Below are 16,740 nucleotides of genomic sequence, written 5' to 3'. Positions count from 1 at the left end.
GTGGAGGTCAAGATCGGTATTTCGGATAGCCCGCGTGAGCTCATCATCAATAGCGCGCAGACTCCCGAAGAGGTCGAGGCGCTGGTGACCGGTGCGCTGCAGGGTGATGGTGGCGTCGTGACGCTGAGCGATGAGAAGGGCCGCAAGTACCTGATCCAGGCAGCCAAGGTCGCCTACGTGGAGATCGGTACCTCCACCAGCGGTCGCGTCGGATTCGCCGCGGTTTAACGAGCTTCGCCCCGGTCGCTAGTCGATCGGGTGCAGGGGCACGTGCTTCAGGCCACCCCAGCACAGCGAGACGGTGGTATCGACCGCCTCTTCCTTCGGGATGGGGCGGTCGGCCTCCAGCCAGTAGCGGGCGCTGAACTGGCTCGCGCCCACCAGGCCCACCGCGAGTACGCGAGCGCGGTAGGGATCGAGCCCGGAGTCGTGGGCGACGAGATCGAAGACCGCGTCCACACAGGCCTCGGTGGCCTGTTCGACCCGCCGCTGCACCTGCGGCTCGCTGGTCAGATCGGATTCGAAAACCAGTCGGAAACCCTGGGTCTCGTGGTCCACGAAGTCGAAATACGCCTGTACGGCGGCCCTTACGCGCTGCTTATTGCTGGTGGTCGACCGCAGTGCCTGCCGCACGCTCGACACCAGGGCGTCGACGTAGTTCTGCAGCACCGCCAGATACAACTCCAGCTTGCTCGAGAAGTGCTGGTACAGCACGGGTTTGCTGACGCCGGCGCACTGCGAGATCTCATCCATACCGGCGGCGTGGTAGCCGCGCATGACGAAGACCTCACCTGCTGCGGCGAGTAGCTGCGCACGGCGTGCCTCACGAGGCAAGCGGGTTCCGCGCTTACTCGGCGCCATGGTCTCGGATGACGTGCGGCGCGCGGTCATCCGGTCCACGAGGTCTGTCATTTTCCGATCTCCCAGTCGATTACCGGACGTATTGGATGTGCGCCGGGTATCCCATGGACGATACTCGCTCAGGGCCCCGGTGCCGATCCTGGTTCCGAATTTTGGTGTGCTGAATGTTCTCGAACGCGGTGCGTTCGGGTTGCCTCGATTATGGGAGGCGCGTCACAGGTTGTGTGCAGGAGTACCGCTTTGTGAGATCTGCCGCAATATCTCCGTGAGATATGTCGCAGCAATCCACGCCGGCGCCGCGGCCCCCGAGAGCGGGTTGCGGCACTGTGAGAACCTGGTTGTCGTGACCGACCATGGGGGCAGAAATACCGGCGGGCGCGATTCACGCCGCCCCGTGGGAGCTGTGACGCCGCGAACAGCGATCGGCGGCTCGAAGCGCAAGGGTAAGCCGACCGGGCCGGTCTACGATCCGCTGGGCATCTATACGGGCGGGGGCAGCATCGCGTCCAGGGCCATTGACGCTGAGGGCCCGGAAAAACTCCCGCTGCCGCATCAGCCACTGCGCGCGAGCTGGGATCCGACCGCACCTCCCGAAGATGCCCGCACCCGCTCCCGGCCGCAGCGCGAAACCAAGAAGCAGAGCGCGTTGGGCCGCTTCGTCTCCACCTATGGTTGGCGCGCTTACGCGCTACCGGTGCTGCTTTTCGTGACGGTGCTGGTGGTCGTGGACGCGGTACGCGGCGGTGGCGAAGCTGTCGGTAGCGCACCGGGTTTCGGTCGCTTGAGCGAGCATTCCGACAAATCCGGCGTTATCGGCGCACCGCCCCGGGGTGACGGTAAGTTCGCCGCCGACCTACCCACCGGAGCCCTGCCGGACGGCGGCCCCTACGCGGTAACCGGAGCGGGCACCTGGCATGTGGTGCGCGGTACCACCGCCCAGGTGGGTACCGGCACCGAACACGTTTTCACCTACACCGTCGAAATCGAGGACGGGACAGATACTTCCGGCATCGGCGGTGACAATTCGGTGGCCAAGATGGTCGAGGCCACATTGGCGAATCCCAAGAGCTGGACCCATGATTCGCGATTCGCGTTCCGCCGTGTGGATTCCGGCGAGCCGGACTTCCGCCTGTCGCTGACCTCCCGCGAAACCACCCGCACCGCCTGTGGATTCGAGATTCCCATCGATTCCTCCTGCTACAACGCCGATCTCGGACGCGTGGTGCTGTCGGAAGCGCGCTGGGTGCGCGGGGCGCTGGCCTTCGACGGCGATATCGGCTCGTATCGGCAGTACCTGGTCAATCACGAGGTCGGCCATGCGATCGGTTATCACGAGCATCAGCCGTGTGAATCCGACGGCGGCCTCGCGCCGGTCATGATGCAGCAGACCTTCGGCACCCGCAACAATGAGATCGCGACCCTCGATCCCGACGGCACGGTCCCGATGGACGGTAAGAAGTGCCGGTTCAACCCCTGGCCGTACCCGCGCGGATAGCGCTGCCTAGGCTGGGAAGAATAAGCATCCGCGCCGTGTTGGAAAGCGGTGTGCTGCCGCCTCGCGGTAGGAGTGATCGGTTGCAGCGCCGGGCCTACGTGCTCGGCGAGAATCTCAACGAGGAGTCCAGGACGTGTCGTCGTCAACTAAGTCCCTGCCGCCGCTGGTCGAACCGGCCGCGGAGCTGACCCGGGACGAGGTCGCCCGCTACAGCCGGCATCTGATCATTCCCGATCTCGGGGTGGACGGTCAGAAACGTTTGAAGAACGCCAGGGTGCTGGTGATCGGCGCGGGCGGGCTCGGCTCCCCGGCGCTGCTGTACCTGGCGGCCGCGGGTGTGGGCACCCTCGGCATTGTGGAGTTCGACGAGGTGGACGCGTCGAATCTGCAGCGGCAGATCATTCACGGCGAATCCGATATCGGCCGCTCCAAGGCCGACAGCGCACGCGATTCCATTCTGGAGATCAATTCCGGAATCAATGTGGAACTGCACAAGATACGGCTCGAGCCGGAGAATGCCGTCGAACTGTTCGAACGCTACGACCTCATTGTCGACGGCACCGATAACTTCGCCACCCGCTACCTGGTCAACGATGCCGCCGTACTGGCCGGGAAGCCGTACGTGTGGGGCTCGATCTACCGCTTCGAGGGTCAGGTCTCGGTCTTCTGGGAGGACGCCCCCGACGCGCCGGATGGTGAGAAGAGGGGCATCAACTACCGCGACCTCTACCCCGAGGCCCCGCCGCCGGGCATGGTCCCGTCCTGCGCCGAGGGCGGCGTGCTCGGGGTGCTGTGCGCGTCCATCGGTTCGGTCATGGTGACCGAGGCGATCAAGCTGCTCACCGGTATCGGCGATCCGCTGCTGGGCCGACTGATGGTGTACGACGCACTGGATATGACCTACCGGACGATCAAGCTGCGCCGCGATCCGGACCGGCAGCCGATTACCGAGCTCATCGATTACGACGCCTTCTGCGGTGTGGTGTCCGAGGAGGGTATCGCCGCCGCCGCGGGGTCGACCATTACCGCGCGTGAGCTCAAGGAGATGCTCGACGCCGGCAAGGATGTCGCGATTATCGACGTGCGCGAGCCCGTGGAATGGGACATCGTCCGTATCGAGGGCGCGACCCTGATCCCCAAGGACCGCATCCTCACCGGTGAGGCCCTGGCCGAATTGCCGCAGAACCGTCCGATCGTGCTGCACTGCAAGACCGGTATCCGCTCGGCGGACTGCCTGGCCGCGCTGAAGCAGGCGGGTTTCTCCGACGCCACCCATCTACAGGGCGGCATCGTCGCCTGGGCCAACCAGGTGGACAAATCGCTGCCGATCTACTGAGTGCCTGACCGGCGCGGGCCTGACCCGTGCCGGCCTGACCCGTCCCCGTCCCGTCATTCCGGCATGCTTTTGGCCGGAATACACCTTTGCTGAGGTAGTGGATCCCGGCCAAAGCGCGCCGTGATGACGTGCGAAGCGCGCCGGAATGACCGCCCCGGGGATGGCATGGATCCGTTCGCCGCGACGGCGCGGCGCTCTGCCCCGACCTTCGTATGCGCGTGGGTGCGTAGGCCACATATTCGCCTATAGCGGGTTACGGCCAGGTTCCGACCGCACGGTGTGATCGGTGTGGCTCCAATTTTCGGTTCCCTTGCGGCGGTACCGTACGCGCGTGACCATGACTGCTGTGGAACCTCCCGAGCACGTGCGCGCCACGTTCGGGCTGCGCGAGGTGATGCCGGTGCCGCTGGGGACCTGGGACGGCGGATGGCGTTGCGCTGACGTGGTGCTGAGCCCGGTGACCGACCATGCGCGGGCCGCGTGGTCGGCGAAGGTGCGGGAGGCGCTGCGGGTCGATGGACTGCGGCTTGCGCGTCCGGTACGGGCGACCGACGGCCGCTATGTCGTATCCGGTTGGCGCGCCGACACGTATTTGGAGGGTGCGCCGGAACCACGGCACGACGAGGTGGTGTCGGCGTCGCTGCGGCTGCATCAGGCCACCGCGCAATTGGAGCGGCCCCGATTCCTGGCGCAGCCGCCCATCGCGCCGTGGGTGGATGTGGATGTCTTCGTGGCTGCCGATCGTGCCGCCTGGGAGGCGGTGCCGCTGCGGAGTCTGAAGGTCGGTGGCATGCTGCCCGCCACCTCGCCCGACGGTGAGCGCAGCCTGGAGTTGATCGGCCAGCTGGCCACCCTGCGCAAACCGGTGACCGCCGCGCCGCAGCTGGTACACGGCGACCTGTTCGGCACCGTGCTCTTCTCGGGTGCGCATGCTCCCGGCCTCACCGACATCACGCCGTATTGGCGGCCGCCGTCGTGGGCGGCGGCGGTCATCGTGGTGGACGCCCTGTCCTGGGGCGGCGCGGACGACGGCCTCCTGCACCGCTGGCGCGACCTCCCGGAGTGGCCGCAGATGCTGGTGCGCGCGGTCATGTTCCGACTGGCGGTCCATGCCCTGCACCCGCGCTCGACCCCCGAGGCCTTTCCGGGCCTGGCCCACACCGCGGACGTGATCCGCTTACTGCTCTAGCGACCCGCTCACCGAAAACGCCCGCCCCACCGACGAACTCGGTGGGGCGGGCGTTCAGACGTGTGCTGATGCTCCAGAGAGGTGGGAGCGCTCACACGTTGGCGTAGGCCAGTGACGGCACGCGGTCCACCGCGAAGGAACTGCGCAGGTAGTACCACCAGGTGGCCGCGCCCATGGCCAGGAAGACCACGGCGTAGGCAGTGAAGGCGGGATTCATACTGCCGAAGTTGATATTCGACAGGCGCAGTGCCTGCTGCACCAACCAGCCACCCGAGGCGCCGACCGCACCGATGACGCCGATGGCCGCACCCGACATGCGCTTGGCGGAGATCAGCGCGTCCGCGGGGTCGAGCCCGAATTCGGAGGCGCGCCGTTTGGCTTCGGCGCTGAAGATGGACGGGATCATTCGGTAGGTGGAGCCATTGCCGATGCCGGTGAGGACGAACAGCAGCAGGAAGGCGGTCAGGTACAGCGGGAAGCTCTTGGCCGCCAACGCCGCCATGATGAGGAGCGTCGAGAGCGCCATACCGACGAATACGTAGAGCGTGATCTTCGCACCGCCGACCTTGTCGGAGATGAAGCCGCCGAACGGGCGGCTGAAGGAGCCGACCAGGGCGCCGAGGAAGGCGAGGTTACCGATCATGCTCATCCAGCCGATACCGGCCAGGTCCGGGAAGTTGGCCTTGAGCAGGGTGGGGAAGGCGAAGGAGAACCCGATGAACGAGCCGAAGGTGCCGATATAGAGCACCGACATCACCCAGGTGTGCTGATTGGTGAGCGCCAGTTTGTAGGACTTGCCATCGGATTTCGCGCCGGAGATGGAATCCATATACCGCCACGCGCCGTAGAACGAGAACAAGATGAGCGGTATCCACATGAGTACCGCGAGGGTGATGCCGAAGCGGTATCCGGCCGCGTCCTTGGCCAAGATATGCGTGCCGAGGGTAATGATCAATGGTACGAACAGCTGGGTCTGGGCCACGCCGAGATTGCCGCCCGCCGCGTTGATACCCAGTGCCGCACCCTTTTTCCCTTCGGGGAAGAAGAAGTTGATATTGGCCATCGAGGACGAGAAGTTACCGCCACCGACACCGGCGAGTGCGGCCAGCAGGACGAACACCCACATGGGTGTGCTCGGCTGGTTGATGAAGTAGGCGATACCGAGGGTGGGCAGCAGCAGCATGGCGGCGCTGAACATGGTGAAGGCGCGGCCGCCGAACCTGGGGACGGCGAAGGTGTAGGGGATGCGCAGGGCCGCACCGACCAGGGTGGGGGTGGATGTCAGCAGCAAGGCGTTGCTCACCGCGACGGGATTGCCCTGGCCGAGTCCTTCGAGGAAGCCGAATCCGGCCGCGCCCATGGCGGTGACAATGCTGCCCCAGATAACCCAGACACTGAATCCGAGGTTCTCCGCGAATACGGAGAAGATCAGATTCTTTTTGGCGGTCTGCTTTCCGCCCTTCTCCCAGAATTCCTCATTGTCGGGCTCCCATTGATCGAGCCAGCGGCCTCGTGACTGATGTTGAAAAGTGGACTTTTCTGGCGTTTCCGACACGGCGGTGGGTGCCATGGGCGCATTCCTCTCGAGATGTGACCGAGCCTCATCGTGAGCTTCGCCAGCAATGGAATTAATTGCTCGCAAAGCGTCCTTGCGGTCGCATCAACGGTACGAAACGGTGGTTACGGCACTGTCGCTTTCGGTGACAACCGGAGTAATTCCAGCTCACTTCCCGCATCTCGCCATGGTGACATGTCGGTTACCTGGCTTCGGGGTACTCCGCCAGCAGGGTCGACAGGAAACAGTCCGCCGCCCGCGCGGCCCGGTCCGGCTCACCATCGATGACGGCCTCGACCAGTTCGACGTGTTCGGCCTCGAACGAGTCGTCGGACTTGGCTGTGCGGGAACGGATTCCCGCCTCGATCACCGGGAGCAGTGAGTCGTAGAACTCCAGGTATACCGCATTGTGGCTGGCCGCCACGATCGCGCGGTGTAGCTGGAGATCCAACTCGATGGCAGCAGGGTTGTTGTCGTGCCAGGACGCTCGGCGTTCGGCCAGCAGTCGGCGCAGATCGGCGATATCGGTCTCGTCGCGGCGGCGCGCGGCCAGGGCGGCGGCGGTGGTGTCGAGGGCTCGGCGCAGTTCGAGAATGTCGCGTTCCTGCGCGTCGGCGAAGTACTGGATGAGCGTTCCGCCGAGGCTGGAGGTGGAGATGACGTAGGTACCGGAACCTTGGCGGCGCTCCAGCATCCCCGCGTGGACCAGCGCCTGGACGGCCTCGCGCACGGTATTGCGGCCGGTGCCGGTGAGCTCGGTCAGCTCCGGTTCGGTGGGAATTCGGGAGCCTACGGGCCAACGGCCGGAACGGATTTCGGCACGAAGCTGCTCGGTCACCTGGGCGATGAGGCTCGTGCGACGGACTGGTTGCACGGACAACAGCGTACCTTGCCTCACATTCTTTGCATCACATCATCGGGTCATCCTATGATTTCGTGGTGACTGCGACCCTGGATGAGACGACCTTCACGGTCGGCACGGAGGATGGAATTCGGCGACCAACCGAGCAGCTGGCCGCCCCGATCCGCACCAAACGCCACCTCACCGAGGGGCGTCTGCTCGTTCTCGCCGCCATCATCATGTCCGCGCTCACCCTGCGCGTCGCTGTTACCGCGTTCACCCCGCTGGCCATCCAGATCGGCGAGAGCATCGGCTACGGCACCGCGGTCGTCGGCGTATTCGGCATGCTGCCGACCGCGTTCTTCGCCGTGGCGGGCCTCCTTACTCCTATCCTGGTGCGCCGCTTCGGTCTCGAGGCGACCGCGCTGATCGCCATGCTCATGGCTGGTACGGGCTCCGCGATTCGCGCGGTGGTGCCCGACACCTGGGAGCTGCTCACCTTCTCGGCGCTGGCGCTGACCGGTATGGGTATCGGCAATGTGGTGATCCCGCCGCTGGTCAAACGTTATTTCCCGGATCGGCTGGCCCTGCTCAGCTCGGTCTACATCGTGATGGTGCAGCTGGGCACGGTCATTCCGGCCATGATCGCGGTGCCGGTGGCCGAGGCGCACGGCTGGCGGATCTCGCTGGGGCTGTGGGCGCTGCTCGGTTTCGCCGCGGCCCTGCCGTGGCTGGGTGTGCTGCGTAATCGCCGCGGCCACGCCAAGGTCGACAAGACCGCGCTGCCGCTGCTGGACGCGCAACCGCCCGGCAAGCCGTGGCGCTCACCCGTCGCCTGGGGTATGGCCCTGATGTTCGGTATGACCTCGCTGATCACCTATTCGGTGTTCACCTGGCTGCCGACGATCCTGCACGATGCGGGAGCCACGATGGCCTACGGCGGCAGTATGGTCGGCATCTTCGCGCTCATCGGCCTGGTGGCGGCCTTCACCGCCCCCACCATCGTGGCGCGGGTAACCAACCCTTTCCCGGTCGTAATCGGTTGTGCCCTCTGCTATTTCGTGGGCTTCGTCGGCCTGATCACCGCTCCCATGACCGCCACCCTGGTCTGGGTCCTGCTGTTGGGCCTCGGCCCGTCCACCTTCCCCATGGCCCTGACCCTGATCAACCTGCGCACCCGCACCGCCGCCGGTTCCGCCTCCCTCTCCGGCTTCACCCAGGGCGTCGGCTACTCGGTCGCCTGCATCGGCCCCGTCCTCTTCGGTGTCCTGCACACAGCAACCGGCGGCTGGGGAATCCCCTTCATCATGCTCACCGTCGCCGTCTTCGTCATGCTGGCCGGAGCCTGGCACGCCTGCAAGCCCCGGATGCTCGAAGACACCTGGAACTGAGCCTGCTCAAGGTGGCTTGGGGCTGGGCTTGTGCGCGGCGACTTGGCACCGAACCGACCCCGCAACTCGCTTGCTGCGGGTACGCCCGAACTCTCCCCCCTCTTCGTGCCCCGTTGCGTCAGCAACGGGGCACGAGATCCCAGAGTGGGATTAATTCACTCCCCGAGTTGCCGACTCGTGAGGTATTCGCCAAGCTAGTGACTGCGATCTCACCTCACGCCCGGCGATTCGCATTTTCTGCGCAATGTGACGTGCGGAAACGCTTATGTCACATGGGCGAAACAAAGGGCTACTTCTCACGGTCTCAATGGGTGAATCGTGAGCAACCGTTGATTTCACGGTCATTTTCCGCAGCATTGGCGCAATACCCGTTTTCTACCTTGGGGCTATCCAGATTTCAGGAGGCCCCTTGTTCACCAAGCTCGAGCGCAATCACGACATCCAGCACTGGGATGCCGAGGACGTCGCTGCCTGGGAGGCGGGCGGCAAGAATATCGCCAAGCGCAATCTGATCTGGTCGGTGTTCGCCGAGCATGTCGGCTTCTCGGTGTGGTCGATCTGGTCGGTCATGGTGCTGTTCATGCCGACGGAAACCTTCGGCATCGATCCTGCTGGCAAGTTCTTCCTCGTCGCGGTGCCCACCCTGGTCGGTGCCATCATGCGCATTCCGTACACGGTGGCCACCGCCAAGTTCGGTGGACGAAACTGGACCATCTTCAGCGCGTTGGCGCTGCTGGTGCCGACGATGCTGACGCTGTACTTCGTCAATCAGCCGGGCACCTCGTACACGACCTTCCTGATCGTGGCCGCGTTCGCGGGTCTGGGCGGCGGCAACTTCTCGTCGTCGATGGCCAATATCAATGTCTTCTATCCGCAGCGGCTCAAGGGCTGGGCGCTGGGGTTGAACGCGGGCGGCGGCAATATCGGCGTGCCGGTGATCCAGCTGCTGGGTTTGGCCGTCATCGCGACCCTCGGCCCCGACTATGCCTCGGTGATCTGCCTGGTGTACCTGGCGCTGATCGCGATCGGCGGTATCGGTGCGGCGCTGTACATGGACAATGTCCGTAACCAGAAGGCCGACCTGTCGACCATGGTCGAGGCGCTGAAGGTGCCGCAGTCCTGGGCGATCGCCTTCCTCTACATCGGTACGTTCGGCTCGTTCATCGGTTACAGCTTCGCGTTCGGGCAGGTGTTGCAGATCAGCTTCGTGGCCGGAGGTCAGACCGGCGCGGAGGCCACCCTGCACGCGGCGCAGATCGCCTGGATCGGCCCGCTGCTGGGTTCGCTGGCCCGCCCGTACGGCGGTAAGTGGGCCGACCGTCTCGGCGGCTCCACGGTCACGCTGTTCTCCTTCGTCGGCATGATCGCCGCCGCGGTTCTGGTCGCCGGGGCGAGCACCGCGGCCGACGGCAATGGGGGCGTGCCCTCCGGTGGCGTAATGATCGCGCTGGTCGCCGGGTTCATTGCGTTGTTCGTCGTATCCGGTTTCGCCAACGGCGCGGTCACCAAGATCATCCCGACGGTGTTCGACGCCAAGTCCAAGACGTTGCCGCTGGACCGGGCCGCGCGGGCCGCATGGTCGCAGAACATCTCGGGCGCGCTCATCGGATTCGTCGGCGCCATCGGCGCGCTCGGCGGGGTCGGCATCAACCTGGTGCTGCGCTCCTCCTACGCCTCGACCAAATCGGCCACCACGGCCTTCTGGGTCTTCATGGTCTTCTACATCGCCTGCGCCCTGGTCGTCTGGGCAGTGTTCCTGCGCAGCCGCGGCGAGGCGGAGATGCCGGAATCCGATGTGGTGGTCGAGGCCGAAGCCCTGGTACTGCAGGCCGAATCCGCGACCGGCGCAACGTCTTCCCCGTCCAACCGGGCCTGACCCATCCCGTCCACGAAAGGACTGTCATGACGCATACAGTCGAACGCAAGACCGCGGTGGTAGTCGGCCACGGAATGGTCGGACACCGTTTCGTGGAGGCGCTGCGCTCCCGCGACGAGGCCGGAACCTGGCAGGTCGTGGTGCTGAGCGAAGAGGCCCTCGCCGCTTACGACCGGGTCGGACTGTCCTCCTACGTGGGCATCTGGGAGACCTCCGCGCTGGCACTGCCGGGTAACGCGTACGAGGGTGACGACCTGGTGCAGGTGCGCCTCGGCGTCCGCGCCGACACCATCGACCGCAACGCTCGTAAGGTGACCACCTCTACCGGTGACGTAATCGGTTACGACGCACTGGTTCTCGCGACCGGTTCGTACGCGTTCGTACCGCCGGTGCCGGGTCACGACGTGCCCGAGTCCTTCGTCTACCGCACCCTCGACGATCTGGACGGCATTCGTGCCGCCGCGGAGGCCGCCGGTCCGGGCGCGGTCGGCATTGTGGTCGGCGGTGGCCTGCTCGGTCTGGAGGCGGCCAACGCGCTGCGCCTGCTGGGGATGACCCCGCACGTGGTCGAGTTCAACAACTGGCTGATGCCCGCCCAGATCGACGAGGGCGGTGGCGCGATTCTGGAGAGTCTCGTCACCGACCTGGGGCTGCACGTCCACACCGGCGTCGGCACCTCGTCCATCGAATCCGATGCCGACGCGCCGGTCGCGGAGCGGCTGACGGTCAGCCTCTCCGATGAGACGAAATTGCGTGCCGCGCTGGTGGTTTTCGCCGCCGGTGTGCGCCCGCGCGACGAGATCGCCCGGACCGCCGGTCTGGAGGTCGGGCCGCGCGGTGGTGTCATCACCGATCTGAGCCTGCAAACCTCCGACCCGCACATCTTCGCCATCGGCGAGGTCGCCGCGGTCGAGGGTGTCTGCTACGGCCTGGTCGCCCCCGGTTACAGCACGGCGGAGGTCGTCGCGGACCGACTGCTCGGTGGTGCGGGCGAATTCCCCGGCGCGGACCTGTCCACCAAGCTCAAGCTGCTCGGTGTGGATGTCGCCAGCTTCGGTGACGCGCACGGTAAGACCGAGGGTGCGCTGTCGGTGGTACTGCACGATGCCGCCAAGGGCACCTACGCGAAACTCGTTGTCTCCGATGATGCCCAGACCCTGCTGGGTGGTGTGCTGGTCGGTGACGCCACCCAGTACGCGGCGCTGCGTCCGCTGGTGGGTCGCCCGCTGCCCGCCGATCCGGCCGCGCTCATCTCCCCGGCCGGTGCGGAATTGGGTGCGGACGCGCTGCCCGACGATGCCCAGATCTGCTCCTGCAACAATGTTTCCAAGGGTTCGATCTGCGGTGCTATTGCCGAGGGCGCCTGCGATGTCCCGGCCATCAAGAGCTGCACCAGTGCCGGAACCTCCTGCGGCGGTTGCGTTCCCATGCTCAAGAAGCTTCTGGAGCAGTCGGGCGTGGCGGTCTCGAAGTCGCTGTGCGAGCACTTCTCGCAGTCGCGCGCCGAGTTGTTCCACATTGTGCAGTCCACCGGTATCCGCACCTTCTCGGCGCTGATCAGCAAGCACGGTAAGGGCACCGGCTGCGATATCTGCAAGCCGACCGTCGCCTCCATTCTGGCGTCGACCTCCAGCGATCACATTCTCGACGGCGAACAGGCCGCGCTGCAGGACACCAACGACCACTTCCTGGCGAATCTGCAGAAGAACGGCACCTATTCGGTGGTGCCGCGGATGCCCGGCGGTGAGGTGACCGCCGAGCAGCTCATCACCATCGGTGAGGTCGCCAAGGAATTCGGCCTGTATGTGAAGGTCACCGGCGGCCAGCGCATCGACCTGTTCGGCGCCCGCGTGGAGCAGCTGCCGCTGATCTGGAAGCGGCTGGTCGAGGCCGGTATGGAATCCGGCCACGCCTACGGCAAATCGCTGCGCACCGTGAAGTCCTGTGTCGGCTCCACCTGGTGCCGCTACGGCCAGCAGGATTCGGTCGGCATGGCGGTCCTGCTGGAGAAGCGCTACCGCGGCCTGCGGTCCCCGCACAAGCTGAAGTTGGCCGTTTCCGGCTGTGCCCGCGAGTGCGCCGAGGCCCGCGGTAAGGACGTCGGCGTCATCGCCACCGAGCACGGCTGGAACCTGTACGTCGGCGGCAATGGCGGTTTGACGCCCAAGCACGCGGTCCTGCTGGCCGGTGACCTCGATGACGAGACCCTGATCCGCTACATCGACCGCTACCTCATGTTCTACATCCGCACGGCCGACCGCCTACAGCGCACCGCGCCGTGGCAGGAGGCCCTCGAGGGCGGCATGGACTACCTCAAGCAGGTCATCTGCGAGGACAGCCTGGGTATTGCCGCGGATCTGGAATCGGCCATGGACCGGCACGTTGTCGGCTACCGCGACGAGTGGGCCGCCGTGCTCGACGACGAGGAGAAGCTGTCGCGCTTCGTATCCTTCGTGAACGCACCCGCCGAGGCCGATCCGACCATTTCCTTCGACGACAGCGGTGAGCGGAAGGTGCCGGTGCTGCTGGGTATGCCGGAGATCTCGGTGGGATCCCCATCCGCCACGTCGGGGAAATGATTGCTTAACCGCATGGAAACAGGACGCCGGTACCAATAGGTACAGGCCGTTCGGAGGAGAGTTACCGATGACCGTGATCGACACACCCGGCACCGCAGTCACCACCACTGTCTCTGGTTGGACGCAGGCATGCCGACTGGATTTTCTGATTCCCGGCCGCGGCGTGGCGGTGTTGTTGAAGGGTGGCCGTCAGGCGGCCCTGTTCCTACTGCCAGACGGCGGACTGTACGCCGTCGGCAATATCGACCCGTTCGGCCGCGCGGCGGTGATGTCCCGCGGCATCGTGGGTGATCGCGGTGGGGTGCCGGTCGTGGCGTCGCCGCTGTTGAAGCAGGCGTTCTCGCTGCTCGACGGCAGCTGCCTGGATGACGCCACCATGGCGCTGCCGGTATTCGCGGTACGCGTGGTCAATGGTGTGGTCTCGGTATCCAACGACCCGCTGGAAGTCACCGGCGGTACGGCATGACCGCGCTCGATACTGGAACCCCGCTCGCCGGCTTCACCATTGGCATCACGGCCGCGCGGCGGGCAGATGAACTCGGTACTCTGCTTACCCGGCGTGGCGCGACTTGCGTTGCCGCACCGGCTATTCGAATCATTCCGCTCTCCGATGACACCGAGCTGGAGCGGGTGACCCGCCAGCTGGTGGCCGAACCGCCGCAGATTGCGGTGGCTACCACGGGAATCGGTTTCCGCGGCTGGATGGAGGCCGCCGAGGGGTGGGGTCTGGCCGAGGATTTGCGCGATACGCTCGCCGCCACCCGGATGCTGGCGCGCGGCCCCAAGGCCAAGGGCGCGATTCGGGCCGCCGAACTGCGTGAGGAATGGTCGCCCGCGTCGGAGTCCTCCGCCGAGGTGCTCGATCATCTACTCGCCCAGGGCGTCGAGGGAGTGCGCATCGCGGTGCAGTTGCACGGCGCCACCACCGAATGGGAGCCGGTCCCGGACTTCTGTGAGGTATTGCGCTGTGCCGGAGCCGATGTGGTGCCGGTGCCGGTCTACCGATGGATTCCGCCGCAGGATCGCACGCCCATGGATCGGCTCATCGAGGCCATTGTCACCTCTGGGCTGGACTGCGTGACCTTCACCAGTGCGCCCGCCGTGGCGTCACTGCTGATGCGCGCCAAGGAAACCGGACTGCTCGAAGCGGTGCTGCACGCACTGCGCGGTCGGGTACTGGCCGCCTGCGTCGGCCCGATCACCGCGGCCCCGCTGGAGGAGCTCGGTGTACCCACCTCCATGCCCGGTCGAGCCCGGCTCGGTGCGCTGGCCCGGCACGTGGCGGAGGAATTGCCGCGGCGCGCCAACCGAATTCACGCCGCCGGACACAATCTGAGTGTGCGCGGCGCGTGCGTGGTCGTGGACGGCCAGGTTCGTCAGCTCGCGCCCGCCCCCATGGCGCTGATGCGCTCGCTGGCTCGGCAGCCGGGTCGCGTGGTGTCGCGCGAGGATCTGCTCGCCGCACTGCCCGGCGGCGGTGACGACACCCACGCGGTGGAAACCGCCATTGCCCGACTGCGTGCGGGCCTCGGCACCCCGAAAGCCATTCAGACCGTGGTGAAACGCGGCTATCGCCTGGCGCTCGACCCGGCCGAATGCATCGACAATCCCCGCACACCCGCCCCGAACCCACCTGCCCGCCAACCCTTCTCCGGTCGCGGCGGGAATCCCGGGGGCCGCCCAGAATTCCCGAACCGCATCCCGGGGGCCGTACGTCCGCCCAGTGCCGACCTGCCGCCGGTGACGGGTTCCGCTGTCCGACAGCCGTTCCCCGCCCGCACGGCGAGCGTGGCGCAATCGGGGCTGCCTCCGGTGACGGGTTCCGGCACCCCGGTGCGTCCCACCCGCCCCGCTCCGACGGGGTCGTGGTGACCACCCCGGCCCTGGTGCTGGTCGCCCACGGCACCAGAAGTACCAAGGGCGTGCAGATGATCGCCTCGCTCGCCGAGGCGGTCGCTCGGGAGCTCGGCGCTCCCACCGAGTCTGGTGCCGGTGCTGTTTTCGGGGCCGCATCGGCACCCCTGCCGTCCACGTTCGACGCGGGGGCCGCGCGCGGTGGGCGTCCGCCGCTCGGCGTTATCCCGCCCCGCGTGCGCACCGCCTTCGTCGATGTGCTCGGCCCGTCCCCGGCCGAGGTGCTGCGCGACCTTGATTCCGTTCCCGCCGTGGTGGTTCCGGCCTTCCTGGCATCGGGCTACCACGTGTATCAGGACGTGCCGCGAGAGGTGGCCGCGAGCGAGCACGCAGCGGTCGCGGTCACCCACGCGATGGGTCCGGATCCGGCCCTGGCCGCCATTACGCGAATGCGGCTGCGTGCCGCGGGTTGGCGTCCCGGCGATGCGGTGGTTTTCGCCGCCGCCGGATCCTCCGATCGACGCGCTCGCGCGGATGTGCGGCGTGCGACGGGGCTGCTGGCCGATCAGATCGGTGGCTCGGTGCGCCTGGCCTATATCGCCACGGGTGAACCGCGGGTTCCGGAGGTCGTCGCCCAGGCCCGCGAATCCGGGGCCCGCCGCGTCTTCATCGCCTCGTACCTGCTGGCCCACGGACTCTTCCACGAGCGCCTGCACGCCTGCGGCGCGGACGGTGTGGCCGAGCCCATCGGCGTGCATCCCGCCGTGGTCCGACTCATCGCCGACCGCTATCGCACCGCCGCCCGGGCGCTCACCACCGCCGGAGTCGGCTGAGGGCAATATCGATAATCTATTGGCGCTGTCCCCTCCCGCAGTGGCACGCTTGATTGGAGACAGTTGAAGAACTTCGGGAGGGGATTCACTGATGAGGAAGTTCATTGCCACCGCCGGTTTGCTGCTGGCCTGCGTCGCCGCTGCCGCCCCGGCCGCCGCTGCCCCGGACCCCTGGGTCCAGGATCAAATCGATTGGGCCAACTGCATTCAGGCAGGTCATACCGCCGCGGAATGCCGCCAGATTCTCGACGGCCCGGTCGTGCAACCCGGCCCGCGTTAGTCAAGTCCCGGTGCCGGTGACTCGACTCGATCGTCCGGCAGTCGGAACGCGAGCGCGATAGTTCGCTGGGCGGGGGTCAGGATGGCGCAATGGCCGATCACCCCGCCCGGCTCGCCGGTCTCGCCTCCCAGTCCGCCGTGCGCGGTAAGCGCAAGGACGAATGGTTGGCATTGTTCGCCCCGGACGCGCGGGTGGAGGACCCCATCGGAGTCTCGCCCTATGACCCGGTGGGGGAGGGGCATACCGGCCGGGCGGCCATTGCGGCGTTCTGGGACAAGGCCATTGCCCGCAGCGATATCGACTTCCGGTTCAGCGACTCCTACGCCTGTGGTGACGAGGTGGCATTCATCGGCACCATTCGCAGCGCCCGCCAGGGTGTCGCGGTCGAGGTGGACGGTGCGTTCACCTACCGCGTGAACGAGGCCGGGAAAATCGTTGCACTGCGCGCCTTCTGGGAACTCGCCCGCGCGCGCACCACGCCACTGCCATAACCACCCTCGTCATCCCGGCCTACCCAACTCGTCCTCGTCCCCGGCGTGCGTAACCGCCCCCGTCATTCCGGCGTGCCCAGTTCGTCCTTGTCCCCGGTGTGGGTAACCGCCCCCGTCATTCCGGCGTGCTTTTGGCCGGAATCCACACCTCCGCAGTTG

14 protein-coding genes and 1 pseudogene are annotated in these 16,740 nt (G+C 66.4%); 12 read left to right on the top strand and 3 right to left on the bottom strand.

The features are described 5' to 3' along the window. A complete protein-coding gene (locus tag NU1_RS18360) occupies window positions 1–228 on the top strand; it encodes a DUF3107 domain-containing protein (RefSeq protein ID WP_067522986.1) in 228 nt (75 codons plus the stop codon). Between the two features lie 18 nt (window positions 229–246). Here NU1_RS18360 and fasR read toward each other — a convergent pair whose 3' ends face one another. Continuing rightward, window positions 247–912: an HTH-type transcriptional activator FasR gene (gene fasR, locus NU1_RS18355; RefSeq protein ID WP_067522985.1), complete on the bottom strand. Its 666-nt coding sequence runs from the start codon at window positions 910–912 to the stop codon at window positions 247–249. Between the two features lie 448 nt (window positions 913–1,360). Between fasR and NU1_RS18350 the strand changes: the two genes are divergently transcribed. From NU1_RS18350 to NU1_RS18340, 3 genes are all read left to right on the top strand, one after another. Beyond that, a complete protein-coding gene (locus NU1_RS18350) occupies window positions 1,361–2,356 on the top strand; it encodes a DUF3152 domain-containing protein (RefSeq protein WP_245720193.1) in 996 nt (331 codons plus the stop codon). 133 nt (window positions 2,357–2,489) lie between these two features. Continuing rightward, the gene (moeZ, locus tag NU1_RS18345) at window positions 2,490–3,692 is read left to right on the top strand and encodes an adenylyltransferase/sulfurtransferase MoeZ (RefSeq protein ID WP_067522984.1); all 1,203 of its coding nucleotides are present in this window, start codon (window positions 2,490–2,492) and stop codon (window positions 3,690–3,692) included. Window positions 3,693–4,029: 337 nt separating this feature from the next. Then, window positions 4,030–4,881, top strand: coding sequence for a TIGR02569 family protein (locus tag NU1_RS18340; protein WP_067522983.1), 852 nt, complete (start codon window positions 4,030–4,032; stop codon window positions 4,879–4,881). 91 nt (window positions 4,882–4,972) lie between these two features. Here NU1_RS18340 and NU1_RS18335 read toward each other — a convergent pair whose 3' ends face one another. Both NU1_RS18335 and NU1_RS18330 read right to left on the bottom strand, forming a co-directional pair. Then, window positions 4,973–6,451 carry an MFS transporter gene (locus NU1_RS18335; RefSeq protein WP_067522982.1) on the bottom strand — a complete coding sequence of 493 codons (1,479 nt, stop codon included), beginning with the start codon at window positions 6,449–6,451 and terminating at the stop codon, window positions 4,973–4,975. Window positions 6,452–6,638: 187 nt separating this feature from the next. Continuing rightward, entirely contained in the window at window positions 6,639–7,310 is a 672-nt protein-coding gene (locus NU1_RS18330) for a FadR/GntR family transcriptional regulator (protein ID WP_067523056.1), read from the bottom strand. Window positions 7,311–7,375: 65 nt separating this feature from the next. Here NU1_RS18330 and NU1_RS18325 point away from each other — a divergent pair, with 65 nt between their 5' ends. The 8 genes and pseudogenes from NU1_RS18325 to NU1_RS18290 all read left to right on the top strand — a co-directional run bounded on the left by NU1_RS18325 (window position 7,376) and on the right by NU1_RS18290 (window position 16,581). Beyond that, entirely contained in the window at window positions 7,376–8,668 is a 1,293-nt protein-coding gene (locus tag NU1_RS18325; protein ID WP_371859804.1) for an MFS transporter, read from the top strand. 409 nt (window positions 8,669–9,077) lie between these two features. Then, the gene (locus NU1_RS18320; RefSeq protein WP_067522981.1) at window positions 9,078–10,544 is read left to right on the top strand and encodes a nitrate/nitrite transporter; all 1,467 of its coding nucleotides are present in this window, start codon (window positions 9,078–9,080) and stop codon (window positions 10,542–10,544) included. 26 nt (window positions 10,545–10,570) lie between these two features. Next, complete coding sequence (nirB, locus tag NU1_RS18315) at window positions 10,571–13,123, top strand: nitrite reductase large subunit NirB (protein ID WP_067522980.1); 2,553 nt, start codon at window positions 10,571–10,573, stop codon at window positions 13,121–13,123. A gap of 67 nt (window positions 13,124–13,190) precedes the next feature. Then, the gene (gene nirD, locus NU1_RS18310) at window positions 13,191–13,589 is read left to right on the top strand and encodes a nitrite reductase small subunit NirD (RefSeq protein WP_067522979.1); all 399 of its coding nucleotides are present in this window, start codon (window positions 13,191–13,193) and stop codon (window positions 13,587–13,589) included. Further along, window positions 13,586–14,731 (top strand): annotated as a pseudogene (locus NU1_RS18305) (uroporphyrinogen-III synthase); the annotation flags it as partial. The gene nirD and the pseudogene NU1_RS18305, both read left to right, overlap by 4 nt. Window positions 14,732–14,991: 260 nt before the next feature. Beyond that, window positions 14,992–15,810, top strand: a complete 819-nt coding sequence (locus NU1_RS18300; protein WP_067523054.1) for a sirohydrochlorin chelatase — start codon at window positions 14,992–14,994, stop codon at window positions 15,808–15,810. A 91-nt stretch (window positions 15,811–15,901) separates the two neighbouring features. Next, on the top strand, window positions 15,902–16,090 hold the full coding sequence (locus tag NU1_RS18295; protein WP_067522978.1) for a hypothetical protein: 189 nt from the start codon (window positions 15,902–15,904) through the stop codon (window positions 16,088–16,090). 89 nt (window positions 16,091–16,179) lie between these two features. Next, complete coding sequence (locus tag NU1_RS18290) at window positions 16,180–16,581, top strand: nuclear transport factor 2 family protein (protein ID WP_067522977.1); 402 nt, start codon at window positions 16,180–16,182, stop codon at window positions 16,579–16,581. Window positions 16,582–16,740: the final 159 nt, after the last annotated feature.

It is taken from the genome of Nocardia uniformis NBRC 13702, assembly GCF_001613345.1.
GTDB classification, from domain to species: Bacteria; Actinomycetota; Actinomycetes; order Mycobacteriales; family Mycobacteriaceae; genus Nocardia; species Nocardia uniformis.
Note: the sequence above shows the minus strand (reverse complement) of the source record. Positions and strands in the feature narration are given on the sequence as shown.